This window comes from Candidatus Chloroploca mongolica (assembly GCF_004762035.2).
Classification (GTDB): domain Bacteria; phylum Chloroflexota; class Chloroflexia; order Chloroflexales; family Chloroflexaceae; genus Chloroploca; species Chloroploca mongolica.
The window spans coordinates 103,283-126,803 of sequence record NZ_SIJK02000006.1; the positions used below are offsets into that span (position 1 = coordinate 103,283).

Annotated in this window: 18 protein-coding genes; 12 read left to right on the forward strand and 6 right to left on the reverse strand. The window is 58.9% G+C overall.

Annotation, left to right across the window (positions count from 1 at the left end):
* Positions 1 to 288: 288 nt before the first annotated feature.
* Positions 289 to 2,340: a DUF6541 family protein gene (locus EYB53_RS05290; protein WP_135477165.1), complete on the forward strand. Its 2,052-nt coding sequence runs from the start codon at positions 289 to 291 to the stop codon at positions 2,338 to 2,340.
* A gap of 56 nt (positions 2,341 to 2,396) precedes the next feature.
* Here the strand turns inward: EYB53_RS05290 and EYB53_RS05295 are convergent, their stop codons facing one another.
* The 5 genes from EYB53_RS05295 to nadA all read right to left on the reverse strand — a co-directional run bounded on the left by EYB53_RS05295 (position 2,397) and on the right by nadA (position 9,884).
* The gene (locus EYB53_RS05295) at positions 2,397 to 3,383 is read right to left on the reverse strand and encodes an ABC transporter permease (protein WP_135477166.1); all 987 of its coding nucleotides are present in this window, start codon (positions 3,381 to 3,383) and stop codon (positions 2,397 to 2,399) included.
* On the reverse strand, positions 3,380 to 5,719 hold the full coding sequence (locus EYB53_RS05300; RefSeq protein ID WP_135477167.1) for a DUF8815 domain-containing protein: 2,340 nt from the start codon (positions 5,717 to 5,719) through the stop codon (positions 3,380 to 3,382). The genes EYB53_RS05295 and EYB53_RS05300 overlap by 4 nt, the downstream gene beginning before the upstream one ends.
* 45 nt (positions 5,720 to 5,764) lie before the next feature.
* Positions 5,765 to 7,120 (reverse strand): J domain-containing protein, encoded by a 1,356-nt coding sequence (locus EYB53_RS05305; RefSeq protein WP_135477168.1) that lies wholly within the window; start codon positions 7,118 to 7,120, stop codon positions 5,765 to 5,767.
* 78 nt (positions 7,121 to 7,198) lie between these two features.
* On the reverse strand, positions 7,199 to 8,869 hold the full coding sequence (gene nadB, locus EYB53_RS05310; RefSeq protein ID WP_254150901.1) for an L-aspartate oxidase: 1,671 nt from the start codon (positions 8,867 to 8,869) through the stop codon (positions 7,199 to 7,201).
* Positions 8,870 to 8,912: 43 nt separating this feature from the next.
* Positions 8,913 to 9,884 (reverse strand): quinolinate synthase NadA, encoded by a 972-nt coding sequence (gene nadA / locus EYB53_RS05315; protein WP_135477169.1) that lies wholly within the window; start codon positions 9,882 to 9,884, stop codon positions 8,913 to 8,915.
* 466 nt (positions 9,885 to 10,350) lie between these two features.
* Here nadA and lspA (EYB53_RS05320) point away from each other — a divergent pair, with 466 nt between their 5' ends.
* From lspA (EYB53_RS05320) to mutL, 8 genes are all read left to right on the forward strand, one after another.
* Complete coding sequence (gene lspA, locus EYB53_RS05320; RefSeq protein WP_205712583.1) at positions 10,351 to 10,869, forward strand: signal peptidase II; 519 nt, start codon at positions 10,351 to 10,353, stop codon at positions 10,867 to 10,869.
* A 7-nt stretch (positions 10,870 to 10,876) separates the two neighbouring features.
* Complete coding sequence (gene lspA, locus EYB53_RS05325) at positions 10,877 to 11,443, forward strand: signal peptidase II (RefSeq protein WP_135477170.1); 567 nt, start codon at positions 10,877 to 10,879, stop codon at positions 11,441 to 11,443.
* A 7-nt stretch (positions 11,444 to 11,450) separates the two neighbouring features.
* The gene (locus EYB53_RS05330) at positions 11,451 to 12,404 is read left to right on the forward strand and encodes an RluA family pseudouridine synthase (protein ID WP_135477171.1); all 954 of its coding nucleotides are present in this window, start codon (positions 11,451 to 11,453) and stop codon (positions 12,402 to 12,404) included.
* Positions 12,405 to 12,523: 119 nt separating this feature from the next.
* Entirely contained in the window at positions 12,524 to 13,456 is a 933-nt protein-coding gene (gene mdh, locus EYB53_RS05335; RefSeq protein ID WP_135477172.1) for a malate dehydrogenase, read from the forward strand.
* A gap of 189 nt (positions 13,457 to 13,645) precedes the next feature.
* Positions 13,646 to 15,418, forward strand: a complete 1,773-nt coding sequence (locus tag EYB53_RS05340) for an ATP-binding protein (RefSeq protein ID WP_135477219.1) — start codon at positions 13,646 to 13,648, stop codon at positions 15,416 to 15,418.
* 50 nt (positions 15,419 to 15,468) lie between these two features.
* Positions 15,469 to 15,660: a hypothetical protein gene (locus EYB53_RS05345; RefSeq protein WP_135477173.1), complete on the forward strand. Its 192-nt coding sequence runs from the start codon at positions 15,469 to 15,471 to the stop codon at positions 15,658 to 15,660.
* 50 nt (positions 15,661 to 15,710) lie between these two features.
* On the forward strand, positions 15,711 to 16,712 hold the full coding sequence (locus EYB53_RS05350; protein ID WP_135477174.1) for a PP2C family protein-serine/threonine phosphatase: 1,002 nt from the start codon (positions 15,711 to 15,713) through the stop codon (positions 16,710 to 16,712).
* Between the two features lie 154 nt (positions 16,713 to 16,866).
* A complete protein-coding gene (mutL, locus tag EYB53_RS05355) occupies positions 16,867 to 18,771 on the forward strand; it encodes a DNA mismatch repair endonuclease MutL (RefSeq protein WP_135477175.1) in 1,905 nt (634 codons plus the stop codon).
* Positions 18,772 to 18,834: 63 nt separating this feature from the next.
* On the opposite strand, the gene EYB53_RS05360 is transcribed toward mutL, so the two are convergent.
* Positions 18,835 to 20,043 (reverse strand): C45 family autoproteolytic acyltransferase/hydrolase, encoded by a 1,209-nt coding sequence (locus tag EYB53_RS05360; RefSeq protein WP_254150903.1) that lies wholly within the window; start codon positions 20,041 to 20,043, stop codon positions 18,835 to 18,837.
* 284 nt (positions 20,044 to 20,327) lie between these two features.
* Between EYB53_RS05360 and EYB53_RS05365 the strand changes: the two genes are divergently transcribed.
* From EYB53_RS05365 to EYB53_RS05375, 3 genes are all read left to right on the forward strand, one after another.
* A complete protein-coding gene (locus tag EYB53_RS05365) occupies positions 20,328 to 20,684 on the forward strand; it encodes a hypothetical protein (protein WP_135477176.1) in 357 nt (118 codons plus the stop codon).
* Between the two features lie 183 nt (positions 20,685 to 20,867).
* A complete protein-coding gene (locus EYB53_RS05370) occupies positions 20,868 to 22,178 on the forward strand; it encodes a polysaccharide deacetylase (RefSeq protein ID WP_135477177.1) in 1,311 nt (436 codons plus the stop codon).
* A 178-nt stretch (positions 22,179 to 22,356) separates the two neighbouring features.
* Positions 22,357 to 23,469 (forward strand): AI-2E family transporter, encoded by a 1,113-nt coding sequence (locus EYB53_RS05375; protein WP_135477178.1) that lies wholly within the window; start codon positions 22,357 to 22,359, stop codon positions 23,467 to 23,469.
* The last annotated feature ends 52 nt before the right edge of the window (positions 23,470 to 23,521 follow it).

Here is a 23,521-nt window from a genome sequence, read left to right on the forward strand (position 1 = left end):
AACTCGTTTCTCGACAACATGAAAATAGAGCGGGAACACCGCCCTTAACCCCGTGAATTATAGCAGAGCGTGAGGGGACTGTCAAACGTGGTCAACGGGTAACGTTGCGCCCACGTTTGGGCAAAGACGCCTCCGGCGGGGGGATTGGCGGGCCTGCGGCCTCCAGGAGGCTTTCTTCGCTGAAAAAACAGCCAGCGTAGCTGGCTGTTTTTTCAGCGAAGAGGTCGGGTATAGACGTAGTACAATACCCTACGTGTACCGCAGGCTCTAGTGTAGCGAGGATGTGCGTTGCAATCGGTCGTTCAGGATATGCGTCAGCAGCGACGCTTGCTTGTGGTGGGAGTGGTGCTTGCCCTGGTCGCGGGACTGGCTGCACCGCAGGGCCGGCTGGTTGTGTCCATGGCCGCGCTACTCATTGCCCCTGGTTATCTCGTTGAACGGTATCTGGTACGGGCGTCGTTGCCATGGCTGCCGCGTTTGACGATCTGGCTCGGTCTCAGTGTGAGCCTGGTGGCGTTGCTTTACCAGTGGTTATGGCCTCTTGGTCTGCCCGTGAGTGCCCCAATGCTCTGGGTAGGTAGCCTTCTCTTGGGGTTGGCTACCCTTGTGACGGCCTGGCGTGGTCGTGATGCGGTTCCCCCTTCGCTGGCGTTGCCTTCACCGCAATGGCCCTTGATGGCGCTGTTGACGCTCGCGATCTTTGGCTTCACCTTTCTCCAACGCATGGCCGAAATTGATGGCGTGGCCTTGCCACCCTGGGTTGACTCGGTGCATCATACCTTGCTGGTGCGCATTGCGGTAGAGACCGGGCTGGCCCCTCATTCGCTTGAGCCCTACCTGCCCGTCAATGACCTGCCCTACCACTGGGGCTATCACGTTGTCATTGCGACGCTCGTGCGCCTCAGCGGGGTTGCCCCAGTTGAGGCGATTCTGCTGACCGGCCAGATCTTCAATGCGCTCCATACGCTAACGGTTGCAAGCCTCGCACTTGTGTTGTGGCGGCGTCCAGTGGCGGCACCGGTCGCTGCCCTGGTCGTAGGGTTGCTCTCGTTGATGCCGGCCTATTATCTGTCGTGGGGGCGCTATACCCAACTGGTGGGCTTGCTGATGCTGCCCGGTCTGGCGCTGGTGTGGCATCAGGCGTTGCGTGGGTATGGGCGCCGATGGTGGGTACTTGTGGCCCTGTTGATGGCCGGCCTCAGCCTGGTGCATATGCGGGTCGTCTTTTTTGCCGGGGCGCTGCTTGTTGCCCAGGCGTTGCTGTGGGCCAGTACGCGCCCGTGGGCTGTCGTGCGCATTGCGCTCAGGGACGCGCTTGTGGCGACGGTTGCCGCAGGAGTGTTGACGCTCCCCTGGATCCTGCTGCTCGTGAGACGCACGCTCTTGCCCGCTGCTACCTCGGGTGGGCTCGCTGGCAACGAGGATTACAATGCCTTGAATGAAGGCTTGCTCTGGGTTGATCATACCCGGTTGCTGGTTGCCCTCGCCCTGAGCAGTGCCGTGATCGGGCTCTGGTATCGCCAGCGTGCTGCGGCGATCGTGGCGTTCTGGGTCGGGTTGCTGGCGGTGATGGCCAATCCCTGGCTGGTGCCGTATCTCTTGCCGGCAACGGGCCTAGTGATGTTGCTCAATGGACTACGCGTACGTCACCTTGCCTTGAGCCTGGTTGGTCTGGGCTTGCTGCTGCTCAATCCGTTCTTCGTTCGCCTGCCCTATCTCTGGTTGCTGACCAACGATGCCGTGGTGATCTCGCTCTTTCTGCCGCTTGCCGTGCTTATTGGCGGTGGGGTGGCACTGGTGAGTGAGCACCTGGTGCGTATGGTGCGTCCGGTGTTACGGCCTGCCATTTATGCGACCGGGCTCATCGGCCTGGTGGCGGCAGGTATCTGGGGTACACAAACAATGAGTGAAGTGCCGAATACAGTGACCGTGCTGGCGACCCCTGCGGATCGTGTGGCGCTTGACTGGGTCGCAACCAATACGCCACCCGAGGCGCGCTTTCTCGTCAATGCTGCCCCCTGGCTGCCAGCCGCCCGGCGGGGTGTTGATGGTGGGTGGTGGCTGTCACCGCTCGCTGGGCGCTGGACAACGGTGCCGCCAGTGCTCTTCAGCTATGGCGATCCGGAATATGTCGCCCATATGCACGCCCTTGGCGACCGGATTATCAACCATACGCTCGAGAACAGGCAGGATATCTTTGATCTGATCGCCAGCGAGTCGATTACCCACATCTATCTGGTTGAAGGCCGCGGCCCTCTGCAGCCGACCCTCTTTGCCAATGAGCCAGGATTTCGCCAGATCTATGCCGACAATGGGGTTGTTATTTTTGCGGTTGAGTAGGAATATTTCTGGTGAACGAGGCTAGTTTTGCTAGCCTCGTTCACCAGAAGCAACGTTCACCCCCGTGTCAGCCCGGCCATCCACCAGTCGCGGGCACCATACGCCAGGACGAGGTAACCAAGCAAGATCAGGAATAGCGCCAGATCAACCTTGCCTGGGCGCCAGCGACGGCGGGGCGTCGCCAGGTGCAGGGTCAGCCAAAAGAAGATCAGGCTCAAACCACCATAGAGCATCCAAGTCGCTCGGTAGAGGGGCAAGACACCCTGCGCACCTGCATCAATTACCCCGCGGGTAAGCAGGTTGAGCAGCACCAGCGGGCGCAAGCCTCCTGTAAACGAGATAATGTCGGGCGGGCGCGCCGGCACCAGGGCCGCAGCCATGGCCGACAATGGGTTGGCAAAGACGTAGATCGCCGGAGCAGGCAGCATGCTGTTGAGGAGCGACCAGAGATTAGCTGCCAGTAACGTGCCGCCAACCAGGCTGATCAAGAGCGCATAGCAGAGCAGGGTGGCGCTGTAGGTCTGACGGGTTGCTGCCGAGCAGAAGAGCCCAAAGACGCTGCCGAGCAGGGCTGTGATCAGCATCGTAATCAAGACCCGCACGAGATCATCAAAGCTTACCCCACCAAAGAGCAGTACGACCGCAAAGACCGGCAAGACCGCCAGGATCAGGATCAACAACAGCGCGAAGGCAGCGACGAGTTTGCCAGCGACCAGTTGAATCGGGGTCATCGGGGTCGTCTGGAGCATCGCAAAGGTACCGCGTTCGTGCTCGCTGCTGATCGCATTGACGGTTGTCGCAGGAGCGAGAAAGACGATCAGGGCCTGGATGACCAGGCTGAGCGTAATGAAGAGAATTTGCCCGATCTGGGCACTGACGAGCGGTGCCCCACGGTCAAGTTGCCCCACAATTGCGCCGTAGATCAGGCGGGCCGCAATGGACGCGAGGCCAATCAAGAGCGCCAACAAGAGGGCCGAACGGCTGCCCCGCATCTGTACGGCAAATTCTTTGAAGAGAATTGGCATCGACGGGCCGCGGCTCATGGCAAGACTCCTTGCAGGCGTGCCCCAAGATAGAGGCAGCCAGCCTCGACAATGCGCCCATCGAGCCGCAGTTGCAAGCGGCCATTGCGCAAAAATGGCGCGGGGTTTTCGAGTTGCAATTCACCGGGGCCATCAAACGACTGCTCCACCCAGCGTTCACGCTCCCAATCATAAACTTCGGTGATCACGCCCGCATTCGGCCAGGTGCGCTCACTCTCGAGTACCAGGCTGAGTCGTTCAGCGCGCAGCGAAGCCAGTTCATTGGGAAGCCGTAACTCCACAATGGTGGGCACCATTGTCGCCGGTACGCCTGCCCCTCGCGAACCAAAACATTGCGTCTGCTGCGAGGCGATCCAGTCTGGTCTGAGCCAACCTTCATTGAGCAAGATTGGCCCGCTGCCGCGGAAGACCGGACGTAGCGCCAGCAACGTTACCTCCTGGACGGCAGTGGGGACATTGACCTGCATACCGAGCGGATTCTGGTCGAGCCACGCGAAGACGAAGGGGCCTTCTTGATTGAGCACATTATTCTGAATGACCGCTGCATTGAGCAGCGCCTCGCGTGCCAGGACATTGCGACTCGCCGCCTGCCCCGGCCCTTGCCCGGCCTCCAATTCTTCGCGGAGCACCAGGAAACTGAGCGCCGTATTGCGCACGACATCTTCAGGGGGATCGAGGGGCCATGGTTCCGTGGCCTCTTCACCGGGATTGAGCGTTCCCAGCCTCACGACACGCTCGCCAAAGACCGCGACCACCTCACGGAGCACCAGATCGCTCGTGTTGACCACCTCGATCTGCAGCGTACCATCAACCAGCAGCATCGTCGCCCGTATGCCCTCTATGGGCATATGCGCTTCAGCCATCACCCCCTGGATCTGCCAGGCCTCAAGCGGCAGCGGAAGATCGGGGCTCAACTGCGCCAGATCGCCAATGACACCATTGACCTGCCCAAACACACCTGCGGCGGGACGAACAGGGCGCACGAGCGCCTCATCGCTCGTTGCGAGCCGCACCTCCTGTTGTTGTGGCACGAGCATGCCAACAAAACCGCGCACCCGGGCAAGGTCGGGTTCGGTCATTTCTACCAGGGCCAGGCGGCTCACCAGCCGTTGTTCGGGTCGAATGGCGAGGGCAAGGCCAACGACCAGTGCCCCGGTAGCGACCGCGACCCCTGGCACAACAACCCAGGCCCAGGCCTGGCGATCGAACTGGCGCAAAATGAGCGCAATCCCAGGCCCAATCAGGATGGTATAGAGGGCAAGTACCAGAAAAATGAGATCAACTGGTGGTAACGTCAGCGCAGGCAGATTCGACAAACCGGCGGTAATAGTCTGTTCTTGCAGAATATCAACGGTGCTCTGTGTGCCAAAGGGCGTGGTAATGCGTTGCCCAGGGCGCAACAGACTCTGCCAGAAGGCCGGGGCTTGTTCCCAACGAGCCAGGGCAGGTGCGCCAGGATCAAACGCGAGTTGGGTCACACTCCCACGACCGACCTGGCGACTCACCCATGCCGGAGCGTCCGCCGCGCCAGTCGCAATTGCCCCAGGCACAGCCAGCAACTGGAGACCAGGCAATGCGCCGGGGCCGGGTGCGGCACTCAACGCAACCAGCGGTGCATCATCAATCTGGCGGGTTGCTCCGAGCGTAGCGGGCAAGAGACTTGGCGGCATCTCGGCGATTGTGCGGGCAGCCGTTGGCCCACCACCAAGCAGCAGATGACCACCAGCATAGACCCAACCGATCAGCGCCTCACGCTGGGCAGGGTTCAGATTCGCGAAGGGAACATCGTGAAGAAGCACGAGATTGAGGCTACTCAAGCCTGCCATGCGGTCAGGGAAGAAGGCCGGGTCGAGCAGGAAGGTATTGAAGGGAAAGGTTGTGACATCCTGGCGGCGGGGCAGGTTCAACTGGGGATCGGACGCGACAAGCAAGCCGAGCATCCGTTCATCGCGACGGGGACGTAGCTCAAGCTCAGCTTCAGCGAGCACCAGATTCTGCTGCTCAACCTGCACCACCAGTGAGCGCACCTCTTGATCGAGCGCAACATAGAGCGTCAGTTGCTTGACTGCTCCGGCGGGCAATTCAACCCGTTGCCCATTGCGCAGCGACGATCCAGCGGCCCCGGCGACGACCAGCACATCAATGGCTGGGCCATCGTTGCGCAGGTCAAGCTGCACCGGCAACCATGTGCCGGGTGTATAGTTGCCATCAAAAGCAGGGAGAGCCGTGAGGCTCAGGTTTGCCTGGGCAGTGACTGGCGTGACAGCGAACACTCCACAAAGGAGCACGGCCAGGAGGAGGAGCAAGCGCCGCACAAGCATCTGGAAGGAGGGCATCACCAGGATAACACCATTCCTTATACTGAGAGGGCCAACAGCCCCTCACAACTCACGAATGCTCAAATTGCGAAACAACGCGACAACCTCAGGCTCACGGGCAAGGGCAATCATCCCATAGCGCGAGGTTGGTGGTGGCGCCTCAACAATCAGGGTCGCCACGGCTTGCCCATTGATGCCGAGTGCGACCTCAAGCCCAGCGAGGCGGGCAACAAGACGGTTGGTTGCTTGTGGCTCAGTGGCAATCGCGGGATGCACCTCATCGCGTAGGCGGTTATCGCTTCCATTCACCCGTTGCTCAAGCCGATACCGGCCTGTCGCGGGCTCAACAAAAAAGGCCAGAAAATTGCTTTCGGCAAAGCGCACCATCAAGCCACCAGCACCGCCGGTGACCGTCACATCAACACCGATCAGGTAATCCATCCCGGCCGGTGAGGTATTGAAGGCCCAGATATTGCCGGCGCTACGGACAGCGGTAATCCGATACCCATCCTGCGCAAACCCGACATTCCACCCGCGCCCACCCACCTCGGGCCAACCCTCACCCGACGTGAGATCGTTGGCATAGGCGATTGGCCCTGTTTCCGGCAAGGTGACGGGCGTGGCCGCCACCGGGGGCGCGGTGGGATCGCTGGTTGGTACCGGTGCGGTCCTTGCGGTGGCATCGGGTGACACCGGCGCAGTCGGCACCGTGCTGGCAGGGGTTGGCGCTGGGGGCACCGTTGGCGCAGGCGAGGCCGGTGGCGTCGTTGGCGATGGCAACGGATCAGCCTGTGGTGCCTCGGCAGCCGCATTGTCACTGAGACGGTCACGCAACCCCCAGCCAAGCGCTCCAAGGCCGGCCATCGCCAGCGCACCGACACCCCCGAACACCAGTTTACGCCGACTCTTATCAGGTTTTGGGGTTGGGCGAGCCTTGGAAGTGGCCCGCGTAGCCCGACGGAGCGCGGCCTCGGCCTGAGCCAACAACACCGCACTATCACGATAGAACGGATTGATCTGCTGGATGGTGCGGAAATCAGCAATTGCCTGCGGGTACCTTCCGGCATCAAGATGGTCACGCGCTTTGTCGTACAGGTCGGCCAGCGTATCACGAGGAGGTGGGGCCGGCGGCGCTGCCGAGGCACGTTTCAGCGACGCCACCTCGGGCTCAGCGTTCTCAGGGGCCAAGCGGCGATTATAGGCTGTACGTGCGACAAAATCGCTCAGCACCTGATAAGCCTCATTAATCCGTTGCGCTCGACGACTCGCATATGCTTGTTCATCGGCGTTCGTATGGATGTACCGATCAGGATGGTAGAGTATCATCTGCTGACGGTAGGCTTTTTTGATCGCATCGATCCTGGCATTGCGTTCAATGCCAAGGAGCGCATAATAATCAAGGTGCTCGAACTCTTCCATTCCGGGTTTGATCCTGAAGATTACCTCGTTTACAGTGTATTTTTGTATTATAGCATAGAGCTACCTGGAGACTTTGCCTCAATCAGCTGCGTGTGCGATCTGCTCAAAGTGAGCTAGACTGGCAAGGGTGGCTGGTTCACGCGAACGTTGCTGGACACTATGGCCCCGCCAGGTCTCACTGGCCTGAGGAAAGTCGCGGCGAAAATGCCCACCCCGGCTCTCCTGGCGTAAACTGGCCGCTCGGAGGATTAAACGCGCAGTTATGGCTGCATTGACAGCAGTAATGGCATCAGGATCGTCGCAGTCGGCCTGCTCGGGCCACCGGGTGAGCTGGACATACCCTTCGCCGAGGCCAGCGCCATCACGCAGTGGCCCAGCACAGGTCTGCATAATCGTCGCCAGACTGGCCCGCCAGGCGGCTGGCGCAGGTGACGACGTGAGGGCAACATTGCGTTCGGGAACCAGTTCCAGATGGACACCTTCGCGGCGTGAATCCTCTGCGTCGGCCCATTGCAGCGCAGCCTGACCTGCCCGTCGTCCAAAAACGATGCATTCGAGGAGCGAGTTTGACGCAAGGCGATTGGCCCCATGCACACCTGTACAGGCAACTTCGCCAGCGGCAAAGAGACCGGGAAGACTTGTCGCGCCGGTCAGATCGGTTCGCACTCCACCCATCAAATAGTGGGCTGCGGGGGCCACGGGGATAGGCTGACGCACCGGATCAAGGCCATGCTCACGCAGCCGGGCGCAGATCGTGGGAAAGTGCTGTTCGATCCGGGCCGATGGCAGATGCGTCAGATCAAGCAAGACATGGTCGCTGTCAGTGCGTTGCATCGCAGCATAGATCCCGCGGGTCACAATATCACGCGGGGCAAGTTCGGCCCGCGGATCATAGGCCGGCAGAAAGCGCTCGCCGGTCGTCGCAAATAAGATCCCGCCTTCGCCGCGTGCCGCCTCGGTAATCAAAAAGCCCTCGCCGTTCGGCGTACGGTAGACCGTCGGGTGAAACTGGACAAACTCCATATCGGCAATCTCAGCCCCGGCACGATAAGCCATCGCAATGCCCTCACCGAGGGCGGCTGGTTGATTGCTGGTCAACCCATAGAGGGCTCCGGCCCCGCCACTGGCGAGCACCGTTGCGCCAGCCAACAAACGATGCCACTGGCCCTGCGGATCACGGGCAAGCGCACCAATGATCTGGCCCTGGCGATCAAGGAGATCGACCGCCTGCCAACCTTCGAGCAGATGAATACGCGGATGCGCCCGTGCCTCGGCAATCAGCGCAGCCGTGACGGCCCAGCCGGTTGCATCACCGACATGCACGATCCGGCGGGCTGAATGGCCGCCCTCAAGCCCAAGGGCAAAATGCATCGCGTCGGCGCGCTCGAAGGGAACCCCGCGTGTTGCCAACTCGCACATCAAGGCTGGTGCCTCGTTGGCTAACACGGTCGCCGCATCTTCGTCGGTCAGCCCGGCCCCGGCGACCAGCGTATCCGCCACATGCGCTCGCGGTGAGTCAGCGGCATCAAGGGCTGCCGCAATACCTCCCTGGGCAAGGGCTGAATTGCTCTCGCGGAGCGGCCCCCGCGCCAGCACGAACACGTCGGCATAGGCCGCCGCCGTCAACGCTGCGGTCAAACCAGCCGCCCCCCCACCAATCACCAGCACATCAGTATGCCGGTTCAAGATAACGCTCGGCAACGCTGCGAGCGCATAACGCGGAAGATTATTCATAAGTGTTTTCCACATCTTTGCTCCTGACACGGCTGTAGCCGAAGCCAGCAGACCAAGCTCAGAGCGCAACCATGCGCTCGATGGCCGTCCGTGCGCGTGCCGCGAGCGTCGGCTCAACCGTCACCCGATGGGTCAGGTCGCGCAGACTATTACGCACCTTCTCCAGCGTAATCATCTTCATATATTTGCAACTAATCGACTCATCAATCGGCACAAATTCCTTGGAGGGGTTGGCCTTCCGCATCCGGTGAAGCACGCCGATCTCGGTGGCAACCACAAACTGTTGCGCTGGGCTCGCAGCGGCGTGGCGGATCATACCCTCGGTCGAGAGAATATGGGTACCCTCGGGGTTCAGGGCACCAGTGGCAAGGTAGTGCATCGTACTGCTCACACAGCCACACTCGGGATGGATCAGAAAATCGGCACCGGGCAAGGCTGCGCGCTGGCGTTCAACCATGGCTGGGCGAATCGCTGCGTGAACATGGCACTCACCGGCCCAGATCTCGATGTTGCGCCCCGTTTGCTGGCGCAGATAGCTGCCGAGAAACATATCAGGCAAAAAGAGGATCGTCTTATCTTCAGGGATCGCCCGGATCACCCGCTCGGCATTGCCCGAGGTACAGCAATAGTCGCTTTCCGCCTTGACTTCAGCCGTGGTATTTACATAACTGACGACAACGGCACCGGGATGTTCGGCCTTCCACGCCCGCAACTGATCAGCGTTGATCGAGGCCGCTAACGAACAGCCGGCCTCAGGATCAGGGATCAAGACGATCTTTTCTGGCGAGAGGATCGCCGACGTTTCGGCCATAAAATGAACCCCGCAGACCACCAGCACCGGGGCCTCGCTGCGGGCAGCATACTGGGCCATGCCCAGCGAGTCGCCGACATAATCAGCAAGATCCTGAATTTCACCATACTCATAGTTGTGCGCAAGGATCACCGCGTTGCGCTCGGCCTTCAACGCAGCAATCTCTTCGGCGAGCACCGCCGCAGCCTCGGGCGGCGTATGATAGAGCGACACTGACACCTCGGAACCTCCATTGCTTAACACGTGCTTATTAGTGTATATTAAACACTATCTACGCCCACAAAGAGAGCCATGCGACCGAACGGGGAATTGTCATATTGACACTAACAGCCCGTCGCAAAAACGGTCGCACGGCCTGTTGTAGATCTGACACTAGTATACGCCCTAAGTGAGGCTATTGTCAAGAGGACACTAGTATGGAAGTAGGACTGCGGCAAGGGCCGCCTCCGGCGGTGGGGTGTGGAGCGGCTTTGCCGCTCCACGAGAGTTTGCGGTTCGTGTTGGCGGCGAAGCCGCCAACACGAACCACAAACTGGGGTTTGGGGCGCAACCCCAACAACTTTGCAAAAGCCCTAGAGATAAGGCGTTGCCGCTCCAAAAAAGAGGTAGAATCTATTATAATGACATGAAAGCTCCGTCAAACTACTGACGTGGCGTTGCAACGCCATACATTTAGGAGGTATCTGTGCAGCGTTCGCACACTATTCGTATATGGGCTATACCGCTCGCCATCGCAAGTACCTTTCTCTTGCTTGACCAGGCGACCAAGTGGTGGGTTGTGCAGACCCTTGGCCCCGAGACAATGGCGCGGTCGATCGCCCTGCCTGGTGGCGTGGTCCGCCTTGTCTATTCACACAATACGGGCGTTGCCTTCAGCATGTTTCAGGGGCACCCCGAGTTGCTGACGGTGGCCGCTCTCTGCATTGTTGCCGGGGCAATCTATTTTTATACAGCCCATCTCGACCATCACCAGACCCTTATTCAGGCGAGCATGGGCCTGATTATGGGGGGGGCCTTTGGCAACCTGATTGATCGCATCAGGCTCGGGTATGTGGTCGATTTCATCAGTGTCGGGTGGTTCCCGATCTTCAATGTGGCCGACAGTGCGATCACCATCGGGGCAGTGCTGCTCATCTACCAGTTTTTGCGTGAGGATCTGGCCGAGCGCCGTGCACGCAAGCATGAGACGCTGACCAGTCAGTGAGATAACCTTGAGTGCATCAGTATCTCCATCTACCCAGACGCAACGCTGGCTTCTTCCACTGCTTGTGGGGGTAAGTGTCTTTGTCCTTGATCAGATTAGCAAAGTCTGGGCGATCAATACGCTTGGGCCAGAACCCCATCAGCGCAGCATCTATTTGATTGATGGCTGGTTTCTGCTGATCTATACCCGTAATACCGGGGTGGCCTTTGGTCTTTTCCAGAACTTATCAGCGCTCTTTATTGTGACCTCACTACTCATTACCGGGGGGTTGATCTACGCCTATGCCGTCTATCTGCCCAATCATCGGCGGCTCATTCAAGGTGCAGTTGGCCTGATTGTCGGGGGTGCCTTGGGCAACGTGCTGGATCGGATCCGTCATGGGTATGTGGTCGACTTTATCAGCGTTGGCTGGTGGCCGGTCTTCAATCTGGCCGATAGCGCCATTACTGTTGGCACGATCACCCTTGCAACGTATCTGATCTTTGTTGGCGATGAACCCGCCCCAGTGTCCCTGCCTCCTCCCCGCGATGATACGCTGCTGGGTGAGTTATTGAGCAAAGATGTTGAGGTATAAGTGCCCTATGGATAACGTCACAGAGCCTGATTCGTTTGAGCTCTTTGTTCCCCCTGATGGCTCTGGTGAGCGGCTTGATCGCTTTGTGGCGCGGAGTGTCGCGGATCTGTCGCGGTCATACGTGCAACAACTGATTGACGAAGGTCGCGTGGTTGTCAACGGGCGGATGGTACGTGCGAGCCATAGTTTACGTGGGGGCGAACGGGTGATGGTAACGGTACCGCCACCGCAGCCAACAAGCCTGGAACCCGAGGCCATCCCGCTGTGCATTGTCTACGAAGATGCTGATATTGTGGTGGTCGATAAACCAGCGGGGATGGTTGTTCACCCTGCCCCCGGACATCCTGGGGGTACCCTGGCAAACGCCTTGCTGTCACGCTACCCCGAGATGCAGGTCAACGGCGGGATCCGCCCGGGCATTGTCCATCGCATTGACCAGGATACGTCAGGGTTGCTGGTGGTAGCGCGCCATGATCGTGCGATGCAAGCGCTGACCGAGCAGCAACGCGCCCGCCAGATGCTCAAGATCTATCTGGTTGTCGTGGCAGGGCGCTTCAAACAGCATGAAGGCGTGATTGATGCCCCCATTGGACGCCATCCATCTGACCGGTTGCGCATGACCGTCACCCACCGCCCAACCGGGCGCGATGCCCGTACTCACTACCGGGTGCGCGAGGAGTTGGGCGATTATACGTTGCTTGAGGCACAGTTGGAGACCGGGCGCACCCATCAGATTCGGGTGCATATGTTGCATACCAACCATCCCGTGCTCGGCGACCAGACCTACGGCGGCAGGCGTTCGCGCTCGAGTTTTGGCTTGAACCGCCAGTTTCTGCATGCGCATCGCCTCGGTTTCTGTCACCCCCACGATGGCACCTGGCGTGAATTTGTTTCACCACTGACCGATGATCTCGAAGCGACGCTGACGAAACTCCGTGTTGCCGCAGGGACGCAGCGATGAACGCCAGGTTGCCCGATCTTTCGTCCAGTGTGCTACAATGCACACGTATCATATGGCTTTTGTTGTGATACAAGGCATCTGCTATCCGAGCGCTCAGCGCAGAGGTTTAGGAGTAGGCTATGCGAAAAAAGATTAGCATCATTGGTTCCGGGTTCGTCGGATCGACCACCGCCCACTGGGTAGCCGCCAAAGAGCTTGGCGATATTGTTCTGCTTGATATCGTTGAGGGTGTCCCTCAAGGCAAGGGGCTTGATCTCTATGAAGCCGCGCCAATCGAGGGCTTTGATTGCAAGATTCTTGGCACCAACTCGTATGCTGATACGGCCGACTCTGATATCATTGTGGTCACCTCGGGTGCACCACGCAAGCCAGGGATGAGCCGTGAAGATCTGATTAAGGTCAATGCTGATATTACCCGCAGCTGCATCTCGCAGGCCGCCCCACTCTCTCCCAATGCCGTGATCATTATGGTCAACAACCCGCTTGATGCGATGACCTACGTCGCCGCAGAAGCCAGCGGTTTTCCCAAAGAACGGGTGATGGGGCAGGCTGGCGTGCTTGATAGTGCGCGCTATCGTACGTTTATTGCGATGGAGACCGGAGTGTCGGTCGAGGACATTCAGGCGATGTTGATGGGCGGGCACGGCGACGAGATGGTGCCTCTGCCCCGCTTCTCCACGATTGGTGGTATTCCTGTCACCGAGTTTATTGGCCCCGAGCGCCTCGCGGCGATCGTCGACCGCGCACGCAAGGGCGGCGGCGAGATTGTCAATCTGCTCAAGACAGGTAGTGCCTACTATGCACCCGCCGCTGCAACGGCCCAGATGGTCGAGGCCGTGCTGAAGGATAAGAAGCGGGTCATTCCCGTCGCTGCCTATCTCACCGGGCAGTATGGGCTCAATGATATCTATTTCGGGGTTCCCGTGATTCTTGGGGCCGGCGGCATCGAGAAAATCATCGAATTGCCGTTAAATGAAGAAGAGATGGTGTTGCTCACCAAGTCGGCCAGTGCCGTGCGGAGCACGCTCGATATCTTGAAGACGCTCGGCTAGTCTTTGCGCTACGAGGAGGGAGGCCTGGATACGCCAGGGCCTTCTGAAACACTGGTTGTTGGCAGCAAACTTGCCAACAACCAGTCCATAACCCATCATATGGGGCAAGCACCAGCGCCGCACACATACGTCCTGTTCTGTCAATAAAGATGGTTCTTAGATGTGAAGGCCACAACAACAGCGAGTGAAATGTCTGGTTCGCAACCTCTCCAGCCCAAGCAGTGGATATTGCCTAAGGGCGAGCGTTTTTATGCGCTGGCCCGCTGGTTGACCATCCTGCTGCTGTTTTTAATTACCAACTTTCTCACTGATCAACCTGTATGGCCTGTCTCCAGTGCCAGTCCTCCCCTGGTCATTGTCTTTTGGATCTATGTTGCGGTGAGCGTACTGGCAACGATAGCTCTCTTTATTCCACCTGTCGCTTCCTGGCTCGAACTCACATATCTCATCGACATTGGCTTTATCTCCCTGATGATGTTTTTTGGTGGCGAGCAGATCGTCATCTTTTTTCCCCTCTATCTTGTCCCATTGATTAATGCGGCCATCCGCCAGACAAAGCTTATAAGCTTGCTTTCGGGGATCGTCGCTGCCCTCTGCTATATCGCTGCCTTTATCGGCTGGCGCCGGGTCTTTGCCTCTGACCTTGAGACAAGCTTCCTGGAGTATGTCGCCCTCTTCTTGCGCGGTTTGACCTTGATTTTTGTGCCCTGGATTACCGCCGGGTTGGCTGAACGCTGGAGCGAGAATAACCGGGCGAGTGTGCAAAACGCCCGCCACGAGGCTGAAAAGGCGCTCGAAGAGGCCCATGCGTATCGCGCCCAGAGCCGGTCGCTCTATGAGGTGGCCTATACCCTGTCGAGTACCGTAGACTATGGGCAAGTCCTGGAGGTGACGCTCCGCGAGAGTTATAAGCTGACCCCCTATACAGCAGGCATGGTGCTGCTTTCGGCGGGTGTGCCCGACGAACTGTATATTGGCGCAAGCCATCTTTTGAGCATCAGTGATCAGGCGCGGCAGATCAAGGTCACGGCTGGGCTCGCCGAGGCCTTGCATAAACCGAACCCTCACATCCTTGATCTTGCCACCCCCGATCCCGACCTGCTGCTCTTTGATAGCCTTACGAACTGTCGGTATGCCTGTCTCATCCCGCTCCGGGCCAACTTGCGCACCTATGGCATCGTGGTCTTTGCCATCGAGCGCGCTCAAACGTTTGCCGAAGATGAGATCGCAGGCTTAACCGCCCTGGTCAACTATGCCATTATTGCCCTGCATAATGCCCAGTTGATCTTCGATCTCCAGGAAGAGCGGAATAAGCTTATTTCGAAAGAAGAGGAAGTTCGCCATCAACTTGCCCGTGATCTGCACGATGGGCCGGCCCAGGCCGTTGCGGCGATCACGATGAATGTTGAGTTTATCAAGCGGTTGCTCGAACGCGACCCCGAGCGTGTACTCGATGAACTCGATAAGCTGAGTGCCCTGGCGAAACGTACGACTTACGAGGTACGTACGATGCTGTTTGAATTGCGCCCCCTGGTGCTCGAAACGCAGGGCCTCAAAGTGACGCTTGAACAGTATTTGCAACGCTTTCAGCAGAATAGTACCGGTACCAAACTCGTGCTTGAGGCTGATGGGCTTGAGGAAGTCCACCTCGAAACGAAAACCGAGGGGACGCTCTTTAATATCATTCAAGAATCAATTAATAATGCGCTCAAGCATGCGCGAGCCAAACATATCTGGGTGCGTCTCCAACGTGATGGCAATAACCTGATCGCCGTCGTGCAAGACGATGGAATTGGCTTTGATCTGAACGAAATTATGCGCTCATACGAAAAGCGTGGTTCGTTTGGGTTGCTTAATATCGATGAACGTGCCCGCCTGGTGAATGGGACAGCGGAACTGGCCTCTACCCCAGGGCAGGGGACAAAAGTTACGATTACGGTACCAATCAACACCAGTGGCTAAATCGATCGCTTTGCAACAATGAAAGGAACAACGGGTCTTCCCTATTTTTCATGAAAACATCACCACCCGAGCCTGATGAAGTGGCAACGAGCATTGCCCGTGTCCAGCGTGGCTGTCTCTTTATGGCAGCAATTGTGGTCGCACTTGCTATCTTGTTAACCAGTTCAACCGGTAATCTTTTTTTTCTGACGCTGCTCGTTGTTGCCGCTGCTATGGTCGTCTTGCCCCGTCTGCTGAAATAGGGCGTCGGAGGAGTTGACCTATGTTTTGTAGCTCGCCCGAGGAGTAACCGATGCGTGTGCGCTTCAGTGCCCGTACCCATGTTGGTATGCGGCGCGAGGTTAACCAGGATGCTTACGCGAGTAAGCAGTTTGGTTCAATCAACCTACTGGTTGTCTGTGATGGTATGGGTGGCCATGCTGCTGGTGAGGTTGCGAGTGAACTTGGGGTAGAGACGATTATCTCTGCGTTTCGGCCCGAGGTCGAACCTGAGGATATGCTACGTGAGGCCTTTATCGGGGCCAATCGGGCGATCTATGAAGCAGGGCGTGGCAGTATGGGCACCACCGGCGTGGCGGCCCTCTTTACCCCTGGTGGTCTCTATGTCGCGAATGTTGGGGATAGTCGGGCTTATCTCGTACGCGAGGGCCAGATTACCCAGATTTCGCATGATCACTCGTTTGTTTCCGATCAGGTGGCAGCAGGCTTGATGACCCCCGCCCAGGCCCGTTCTTCCAATATTCGCAATATTATTACCCGCGCCCTTGGCCATAGTTCCGAGGTGGAGGTCGATCTCTTTGCCCTTGCCCTGCGCCCCGGTGATACCGTGATTCTTTCGACGGATGGAATGCACGGCTTGATTACCGATGAAGAGATTGCCGAACTCGCGGGGATGCTGCCGCCTGATGCGGCCGTCGAACGCCTCGTTGATCTCGCCAATGAGCGGGGTGGTGTTGATAATATTACGGTGATGGTGGCCCAGGTTGATACCCTTACCGGCGATGATGATGAGCCACGCACGCATACCGCTGATGCCTCCAGCGTCGTGACCGCCCCCCGTAGCGCACCGGTCGAACGCCCTCTGACCCCGCTGGGAGGCCTGCTTGCACTGGTGATGCTCTTGCTCCTGGTGAGTACGGTGAGTTATGTCTGGCTCTCCCTTCCGGCTGGAGAGCTCCCCGCCGCCCAGCCCTCACGTGTCCCTCCTGCCGCGACCCTTTTTCCTCTCCCTCCCTCCCTGCCTACCGCTACGCCCTTGCCAACACCTGCCAGTAGCCCGACCCCAGATTTGTAGGAAAGGTATGCTGGCGCAAACGGCCAGTTTCGCTGGCCGTTTGCCAGGGCTACGCTGAAAATGGGCGAACCACGTTCCCCACGCCCCCGTTTTCCTTAGCTTCTTGGGGTATGGTATACTAAGCACGCAAACATGTTCGCACAAGGAGGGTGTGATGCCTATTCGGCTGCTTGATGCGACGGTTGCGGCGCAGATTGCCGCCGGTGAGGTAGTTGAGCGCCCGGCCTCGGTCATCAAGGAACTGGTGGAGAATGCGCTTGATGCAGGTGCGCGCCGCATTGCGATTGAGGCGCGTGGCGGTGGCCTGCGTGAGTTGAAGGTGCAGGACGATGGGGGCGGGATTGCAGCCCACGAACTGGAACTCGCCTTTGAACGGCATGCAACCAGCAAGCTCACTACCTCCGAGGATCTCTGGCGCATTGGTACCCTCGGGTTCCGTGGTGAGGCTCTGCCTTCGATTGCCAGTGTCGCCCAGGTGATCTGTGTGAGCCGTACCGCTGCCGAAGAGGTCGGCACCGAGTTGCGCCTGGCCGGGGGTGAGGTGCAGTCGCGTACCCCGCGGGGGTGCTCGCCGGGGACGAGTTTCAGTGTGCGCAATCTTTTCTACAATACGCCAGTGCGCCGTGAGTATCTGCGTAGTGAGGCCACCGAGTTGAGTGCGATCAGCGCGGTGGTGCAACAGTATGCCCTGGCCTATCCCGAGGTGCGCTTTACGCTGCAACTCGAAGGGCGCCTGGCTTTGCAGACCAGTGGCGATGGCGACCTGCGTGCCGTGTTGATCGAGCTCTATGGCCTTGATGTCGCCCGCCAGATGCTGCCCGTCGCCGCCGAGGTTGGCGAAGGTGAGCAGGAGATCCGGGTGGAGGGCTTGATCTCGCCGCCCGGCCTGACCCGTGGCTCGCGTAGCTATCTGCATCTCTTTGCCAATCGGCGAGCGTTGCAGCCACGTGGGGCGTTGCCTGCGGTGGTTGAGGATGCCTACCATACGATGTTGATGCGCGGGCGGCATCCACTTGTGGTACTGAATCTCTTTGTGCATCCTCTGGCGGTTGATGTCAATGTGCATCCCACCAAGAGTGAGGTCAAGTTCCGCTATGCGCCCAAAGTGCATGGCACCCTCGGGCGGGCCGTGCGCGAGGCGCTGGTCGCTGGGGCCGGGGTGCCAACGTGGGAGGTTGATGAAGCGACGGCGCAGCGCCGGTTCGAGTTGCGCCAGCTTGGGCAAGCGGCCCCGAGTGAACCTGAGCCGTCAGCGTGGGGGGTTGGCGCATCGGCATGGGATCGCGAGCGCAGTCGTTGGGATGCTGGGGGGAACGAAGCCCCCTTCTCATCTGGCGAAGCTCTTGCACCATCAGTTAGCCCACCGCCAACGGCTAACGCGTACGGTGATGCTTCCAGTGACGCTGCAGGTGACTGGCAGGGTGCCTTGCCGCAGCCCCGCACGGCAAACGATCTTCCCGCAGCCGAGCCGCTGCGTCAAAGCGGTAAGCTGCCACCGTTGCGTGTGGTGGGGCAGGTCGGATTGACCTATATTATTGCCGAGGCCCCCGAGGGGATGTATCTGATCGATCAACATGCCGCCCACGAACGCATTACGTATGAGCGCCTGATGACCCAGTTTGCGAGGGGCAGTGTTGAGTCGCAGGGCTTGTTGCTGCCTCGTTCAGTGCCCCTGACCCCGGCAGCAAGTGCGCTCCTGCTTGGCAATCCTGAGCGCCTGGCCGAATGGGGCTTTGTCCTCGATGAGTGGGGCGAAGGCGTGATGGTACGCGCTGTACCCGCCACCCTTCCTGCCGATCAATTGCCCCGTGCCTTGCACGAACTGGCCGATCACCTGGCTGGGCGCGGTGGTTCGACCCCGCTCGACTGGCGCGAAGCAATGCTCACCACCCTTTCGTGCCATACCTCAGTGCGCGCCGGGCAGACGCTCTCGCTCGAAGAGATGCGCCAGCTTTTGCAGCAACTCGAAGCCTGCACCAGCCCGCGTACCTGTCCGCATGGTCGTCCGACGATGATCCTGATGACCCCGACCCAGCTTGAACGCCAGTTTGGCCGATGAAGGGTCTCCTTTGCCGGTGCCAACACCAGCCATGCTGTCGTTCGCACCGGCAAAGGAGACGGATCAGGCCAGGGTGACCGGCGTAAAAGCTGCCTGACAGGGCGCATCAGGCGCAACATAGATCACGCCGTTGTGAGGATCAAGCACTAGCCCACAGATGCTCTCGCCCCGGTCAAGTCGGGGGACACGCATATCGGGGAGGCGACAGATGCAGCGTGGTGCCTCATGGCGGTCGCGCAGGATCGCTTGAAGCGTCAGCACATCAAGGGCACCATACCCCATCCGCAGCAACTCCCAGGCGCGCCCCTGGCGTTCACGCGAGGTCGAGGTTGCCTCGAGCGGGCATTCGCCAGCGGCGGCGGTTTGATCAACGCAATGGTTCGCGTGCGCCAGCAAACCATCTTCGGCCCAGACCTCAGCCACACCAGTCGGACTTATTTCGAGGCTAACCAACTGGCCCGTGGTAGTTGCAAGGGTGACACAGGATGATCCGCCAGCGGGAACGTGATCGGCCAGGGCGCGAGCATCAGCAAACGTCGTGGCCTGCAACATCTTGCGGAGCAAGATATGGACAGGCATGCCGACATGTTGCCCATCACTCTGCGAGCGTAAGAGATTCAACCCGACCACCAGGCCCGCGCTATTGAGCCCAACCTTCGCCAGCATCCCGGCTTCGGTCATCGTCAAGATTGCTGGTTCACCAGGGGCATGCACCCGGAGCATAAGGCACGCAGCACGCTGATCACCCTGCCAATCCCAGGTCTGGGCCAGCAACATCCGGCCATCGGTGGTTGCCGGGCCATAGGCAGCGGCGGTCGTACACTCGCCTGTATCACGGTCAAGTTCAGGCGCATCGGCGACCATGCCCAGGTTCAGCGGCTGCTCGTCGGGATGTTCCGGCACCCCGGCGGCGCGATTCCGCGCCATCGCGGCAGCGCCATCGGGGTGATAATAGCCAATTGGGATGCCCGCCATCAACTCGGTACGCACATTGAGCGCCACAATCTCGGCCAGCGCAACCCCGGCACCATCGGCAAGCCCACGCATCTCTTCAAGCAGATCAGGGGCCACCTCGGTCAACAAGGGCACAAAACGCAGCGCCTCGGCCTGGCTTGCCGCCCAATCGAGGGCGCGGCGATAGGCAAAAAGGCGCGCATAGCTCGCGATGCTGTGACGAATACGCGAAGGAACTGCCGCACCGTACATACGCCCACGTTCATAGGGCGTACCAGCAATGGTAATTTCGGGAAACATCAGGGCTGCCTTCATCATGCTCTACCCTTACACTCTAGTTTCAACATGGATGGATGATAGTATATTATACGTGTGACGCCTTCCACGGCGAAAGTTCGTGGGATTCAAGAGGAAAGGGCTGCTAGCCCAGGGCGAAAGCTCCTGGGGTTTACGCCCTCTTTCTCTAAACATCAGGGCGACGGCCTCATACACCTTCACCTTAGGGCGATCGCGCTAACAAACCTCGTTGGTACTGGCTGTTTTCGTCTGTACCAGCAAGATGCTTGGGTTGGCTGTAACCCCCAAGCTCCCGCCGGAGGCCTATGCTCAACACACGCGACCGCATCTTGAAATTAGTCGAAACGGGGCAAGTCTCTTCGCATGAGGCGGCTCAGTTGCTTGATGCACTGGCAGCAGAGACAAGCCCAGTACAACAGGGACAGACACGTCTGGTACGGGTGCGCGTCACCGATCTCCACACGAGTCATCAGAAGGTCAATGTAGCTATCCCTGTGGGCCTGATCAATGTCGGCCTACGGCTGGGGGCACGGCTCGTACCGCACCTCAGCGAGGCCGCACGGGACGAATTGCTGGGGAGCATCGCCCGCGGTGCGACGGGACGGTTGCTCGTATGGAACGACACCGAAGAGGGTGAGCGGATCGAATTGCTGGTTGAGTAGCCAGGCATAAGCCGCGACTCACTAGACATGATCGGGAGGGACATGCTATATTGCAATCCTACATCATTTTTGAAGGTGCTGTGTGCTTGCGTGCGGCGTAGCCGCGCGCAAGCACACAAACACTTTGACAAACCCGTTCGGGTTGCAATAGTGTTATGAGGGGCAGGTGTAAGCAGCGTGGCAGTGGCAATACCCTTTCAGATCGCCATTAGTGGGCAAGGAACGACTGGATATACCCTTCGTGCGACGAGTCCGGGCGGAGTTATTGAAACCCAGATCGAGTTACCCATGCTCACCAATGATATGGTGACCAATGGTGAAATGCTCGGGCCGATACTCTTTCCCCCGCCGGTGCATCAATTGCTGCTCGAAGCCGCCCACACCGCCAGCGAAGCGGGGAACCACGTCCAGATTCAGTTGCACATGGCCCTGCCTGAGGTGGCGGTTCTGCCCTGGGAATGGATCACGCTGGGGCGTTCAACCCCGTGGCAACCAGCGATCCGTGACGATTACCCACTGATTCGGGTTGGCCGCATCACCCGTTCGCGTCCCGCTTTGCCTTTGAGCGGCCCGATACGCCTCTTGATTGCGTGCGCACCAGGGGCGGCAGCGGCAGCAGCGGCACCATTGGGCCATGCTCTGGCGCAACCAGTGCGCGAGGGCCGCCTGGTCGTTGATCTGTTGCGCGATGCTGACCCGTTCATGCTGCGTGAGGCCCTAGCTGAAGAGCCGTGCCATGCCCTCCACCTTGTTGCTGCTGATGCAACGGGGCAGGGGGCGGCAGCGCGTCTACGCCTGGGTCGTGCGCTTGATGCCGCAGGTTTGGCTGGCATTATTGGCGATTACCAGGAGTTGCGCTTACTCACCCTTGCGGCTGATCTGGGGGCTGAAGCGGCAGCTCTGGCGAGCATTGCGGGGGCCGTGCATGACCGACTTGGCCTGGCCACCCTCGCGCTTGGCGACCTGGATAATGCAGGCGTTGCCACCTTTTGTGGGCCATGTTATGAAGCGCTGGTCGCTGATGAACCAGTTGATCTGGCCACAACTGATGGACGAGCAGCACTCGCGGATGCCGAGGATGCCTGGGGATCGCCGCGTTTGTGGGTGGTTCCTGGGAGTGAATATCTCTTTAATACCCGCATGGCGAGCGTCTCTCGTCAGTCTGTGGCTGCTGATGCGGTTGCTGGCGAGGCTGCGCCGGTGGGCAAGCCACTGCGTACCGAGCGTACGTTCGCCGAGGCTGGGCACATCGCTTCGCGCGCCTTGACGAGCGCCAAAGCATTTGTCGTCGGTACGACGACCGTAGGTGAGCCAGCCCAACGCGCTCGTAACGAGACCCCGCGCAAGCAAGGCTTTTCACCAAAACTGGTGGCGCTGATTATTGCAGTCCTGGTGCTGATCTTGATGATCAGCCAGGTGCTGCCCTCCTCTAATCCTCCGCCCCCTGTGCCAACCGTGGTACCCACGTCGGCTTTACCATTGCTGGAACCCTAGTTGGGGATGACGGTACGCGAAAACCAATTCCTTCACTGACCAACAAAGCCAGCGTAGCTGGCTTTGTTGGTCAGTGAAGGAACAATTCTTGGGGCTGCAGGTTGGCAAAAAGCGTCACCTAAATCCCCAGAAAACGGTATACTAAGGGAGAACCATTTTGACTGAGTGAGGAGTGGCTATGGAATTGCCCCAGCCTCAGGCGACAACGATCTTGCGCCCTTTGTTGATCATCGCTTCGCTGGTACTGATCCTGGGAGCTATGCGGGTTGCAGCACCGTTGCTCAACCCGTTGCTTCTGGCCCTTGTGATTACTTTGCTGTGTAATCCGATCTATCTCTGGCTGCAAAAACGTGGTATTGCTTCGTGGTTTGCGCTGCTGATCATGGTGTTCGGCATGATCGCCTTTGCCGCGATGCTGACCACCGCACTCGGGGTATCAATTACCCGTCTGACGTCACAACTTGGCACGTATCAACGTCTGCTCGCGCAACAAGAGCAAATGCTGCGTGAGTGGTTGGCAAGTTATGGATTTGTTGCCAATGAGTTACAGTTTTTTGGCTTGCTCAATAGTGTTTCGCTCGTGGGTGTGTTGGGATCGATCCTGGCAGGCATCGGCAACGTGCTGGGCAATTCGTTGATCGTGACCGTACTGGTCCTCTTTTTTCTCATCGAAATGCCGTCGCTCCGCAAGCGCCTGAGCTCGGGGCTTGGCGAGCAAAGCCCCCTCGTGCATCGGCTTGCCACTTTCGGTGGCAGTGTGGTGCGTTATTTTGGGGTGCGTACCTATATCAATCTTACGGTTGCCGTTGGCTCAACGATCGGGATGGTCTTGCTGCAAGTGCCGTTTTCGTTGCTCTGGGGGGCCTTGATCTTTGTGCTGGGTTATATTCCCTATGTTGGCATTCCGATGGCAGCCTTGCCAGCATTCTTGCTGACCCTGGCGGAACAGGGGCTGGTGCGGGCGATCATTGTGATTTTGATTATTACGACGATCAATCTGGCGATGGAGAATCTGATCGCACCTTCATTGATCGGACGCGAGTTGAGCCTGTCACCTGCCGTTGTGTTTGTGGCTTTCTTTTTCTGGACGTGGATTCTAGGTCCGCCTGGTACCTTTCTCTCGATGCCAATTACGGTTCTGGTCGTCGTGCTGCTCGATAGTTATGACGAAACACGCTGGATGGCGCGTTTGATGGGGCTGTCGCTCACTGATAAACTCGCGGAACAGGTCGAAGAATATGCGACGGGCGCAGCTTCGCCGCCGTCACCGTTGTCTGATCATCAGTCGTAGGGCAAATACGACGTATGCGTTCGATGCGCAAAAAGCCAGCTTAGCTAAGCTG

Excerpts from the sequence above, each read along its gene's own strand:
- EYB53_RS05295 (WP_135477166.1), bottom strand. The coding sequence starts at position 3,383 with ATGAGCCGCGGCCCGTCGATGCCAATTCTCTTCAAAGAATTTGCCGTA.
- EYB53_RS05300 (WP_135477167.1), bottom strand. The coding sequence starts at position 5,719 with ATGCCCTCCTTCCAGATGCTTGTGCGGCGCTTGCTCCTCCTCCTGGCC.
- EYB53_RS05305 (WP_135477168.1), bottom strand. The coding sequence starts at position 7,120 with ATGGAAGAGTTCGAGCACCTTGATTATTATGCGCTCCTTGGCATTGAA.
- nadB (WP_254150901.1), bottom strand. The coding sequence starts at position 8,869 with ATGTGGAAAACACTTATGAATAATCTTCCGCGTTATGCGCTCGCAGCG.
- EYB53_RS05330 (WP_135477171.1), top strand. The coding sequence starts at position 11,451 with ATGGATAACGTCACAGAGCCTGATTCGTTTGAGCTCTTTGTTCCCCCT.
- mdh (WP_135477172.1), top strand. The coding sequence starts at position 12,524 with ATGCGAAAAAAGATTAGCATCATTGGTTCCGGGTTCGTCGGATCGACC.
- EYB53_RS05340 (WP_135477219.1), top strand. The coding sequence starts at position 13,646 with ATGTCTGGTTCGCAACCTCTCCAGCCCAAGCAGTGGATATTGCCTAAG.
- EYB53_RS05345 (WP_135477173.1), top strand. The coding sequence starts at position 15,469 with ATGAAAACATCACCACCCGAGCCTGATGAAGTGGCAACGAGCATTGCC.
- EYB53_RS05350 (WP_135477174.1), top strand. The coding sequence starts at position 15,711 with ATGCGTGTGCGCTTCAGTGCCCGTACCCATGTTGGTATGCGGCGCGAG.
- mutL (WP_135477175.1), top strand. The coding sequence starts at position 16,867 with ATGCCTATTCGGCTGCTTGATGCGACGGTTGCGGCGCAGATTGCCGCC.
- EYB53_RS05360 (WP_254150903.1), bottom strand. The coding sequence starts at position 20,043 with ATGATGAAGGCAGCCCTGATGTTTCCCGAAATTACCATTGCTGGTACG.
- EYB53_RS05365 (WP_135477176.1), top strand. The coding sequence starts at position 20,328 with ATGCTCAACACACGCGACCGCATCTTGAAATTAGTCGAAACGGGGCAA.
- EYB53_RS05375 (WP_135477178.1), top strand. The coding sequence starts at position 22,357 with ATGGAATTGCCCCAGCCTCAGGCGACAACGATCTTGCGCCCTTTGTTG.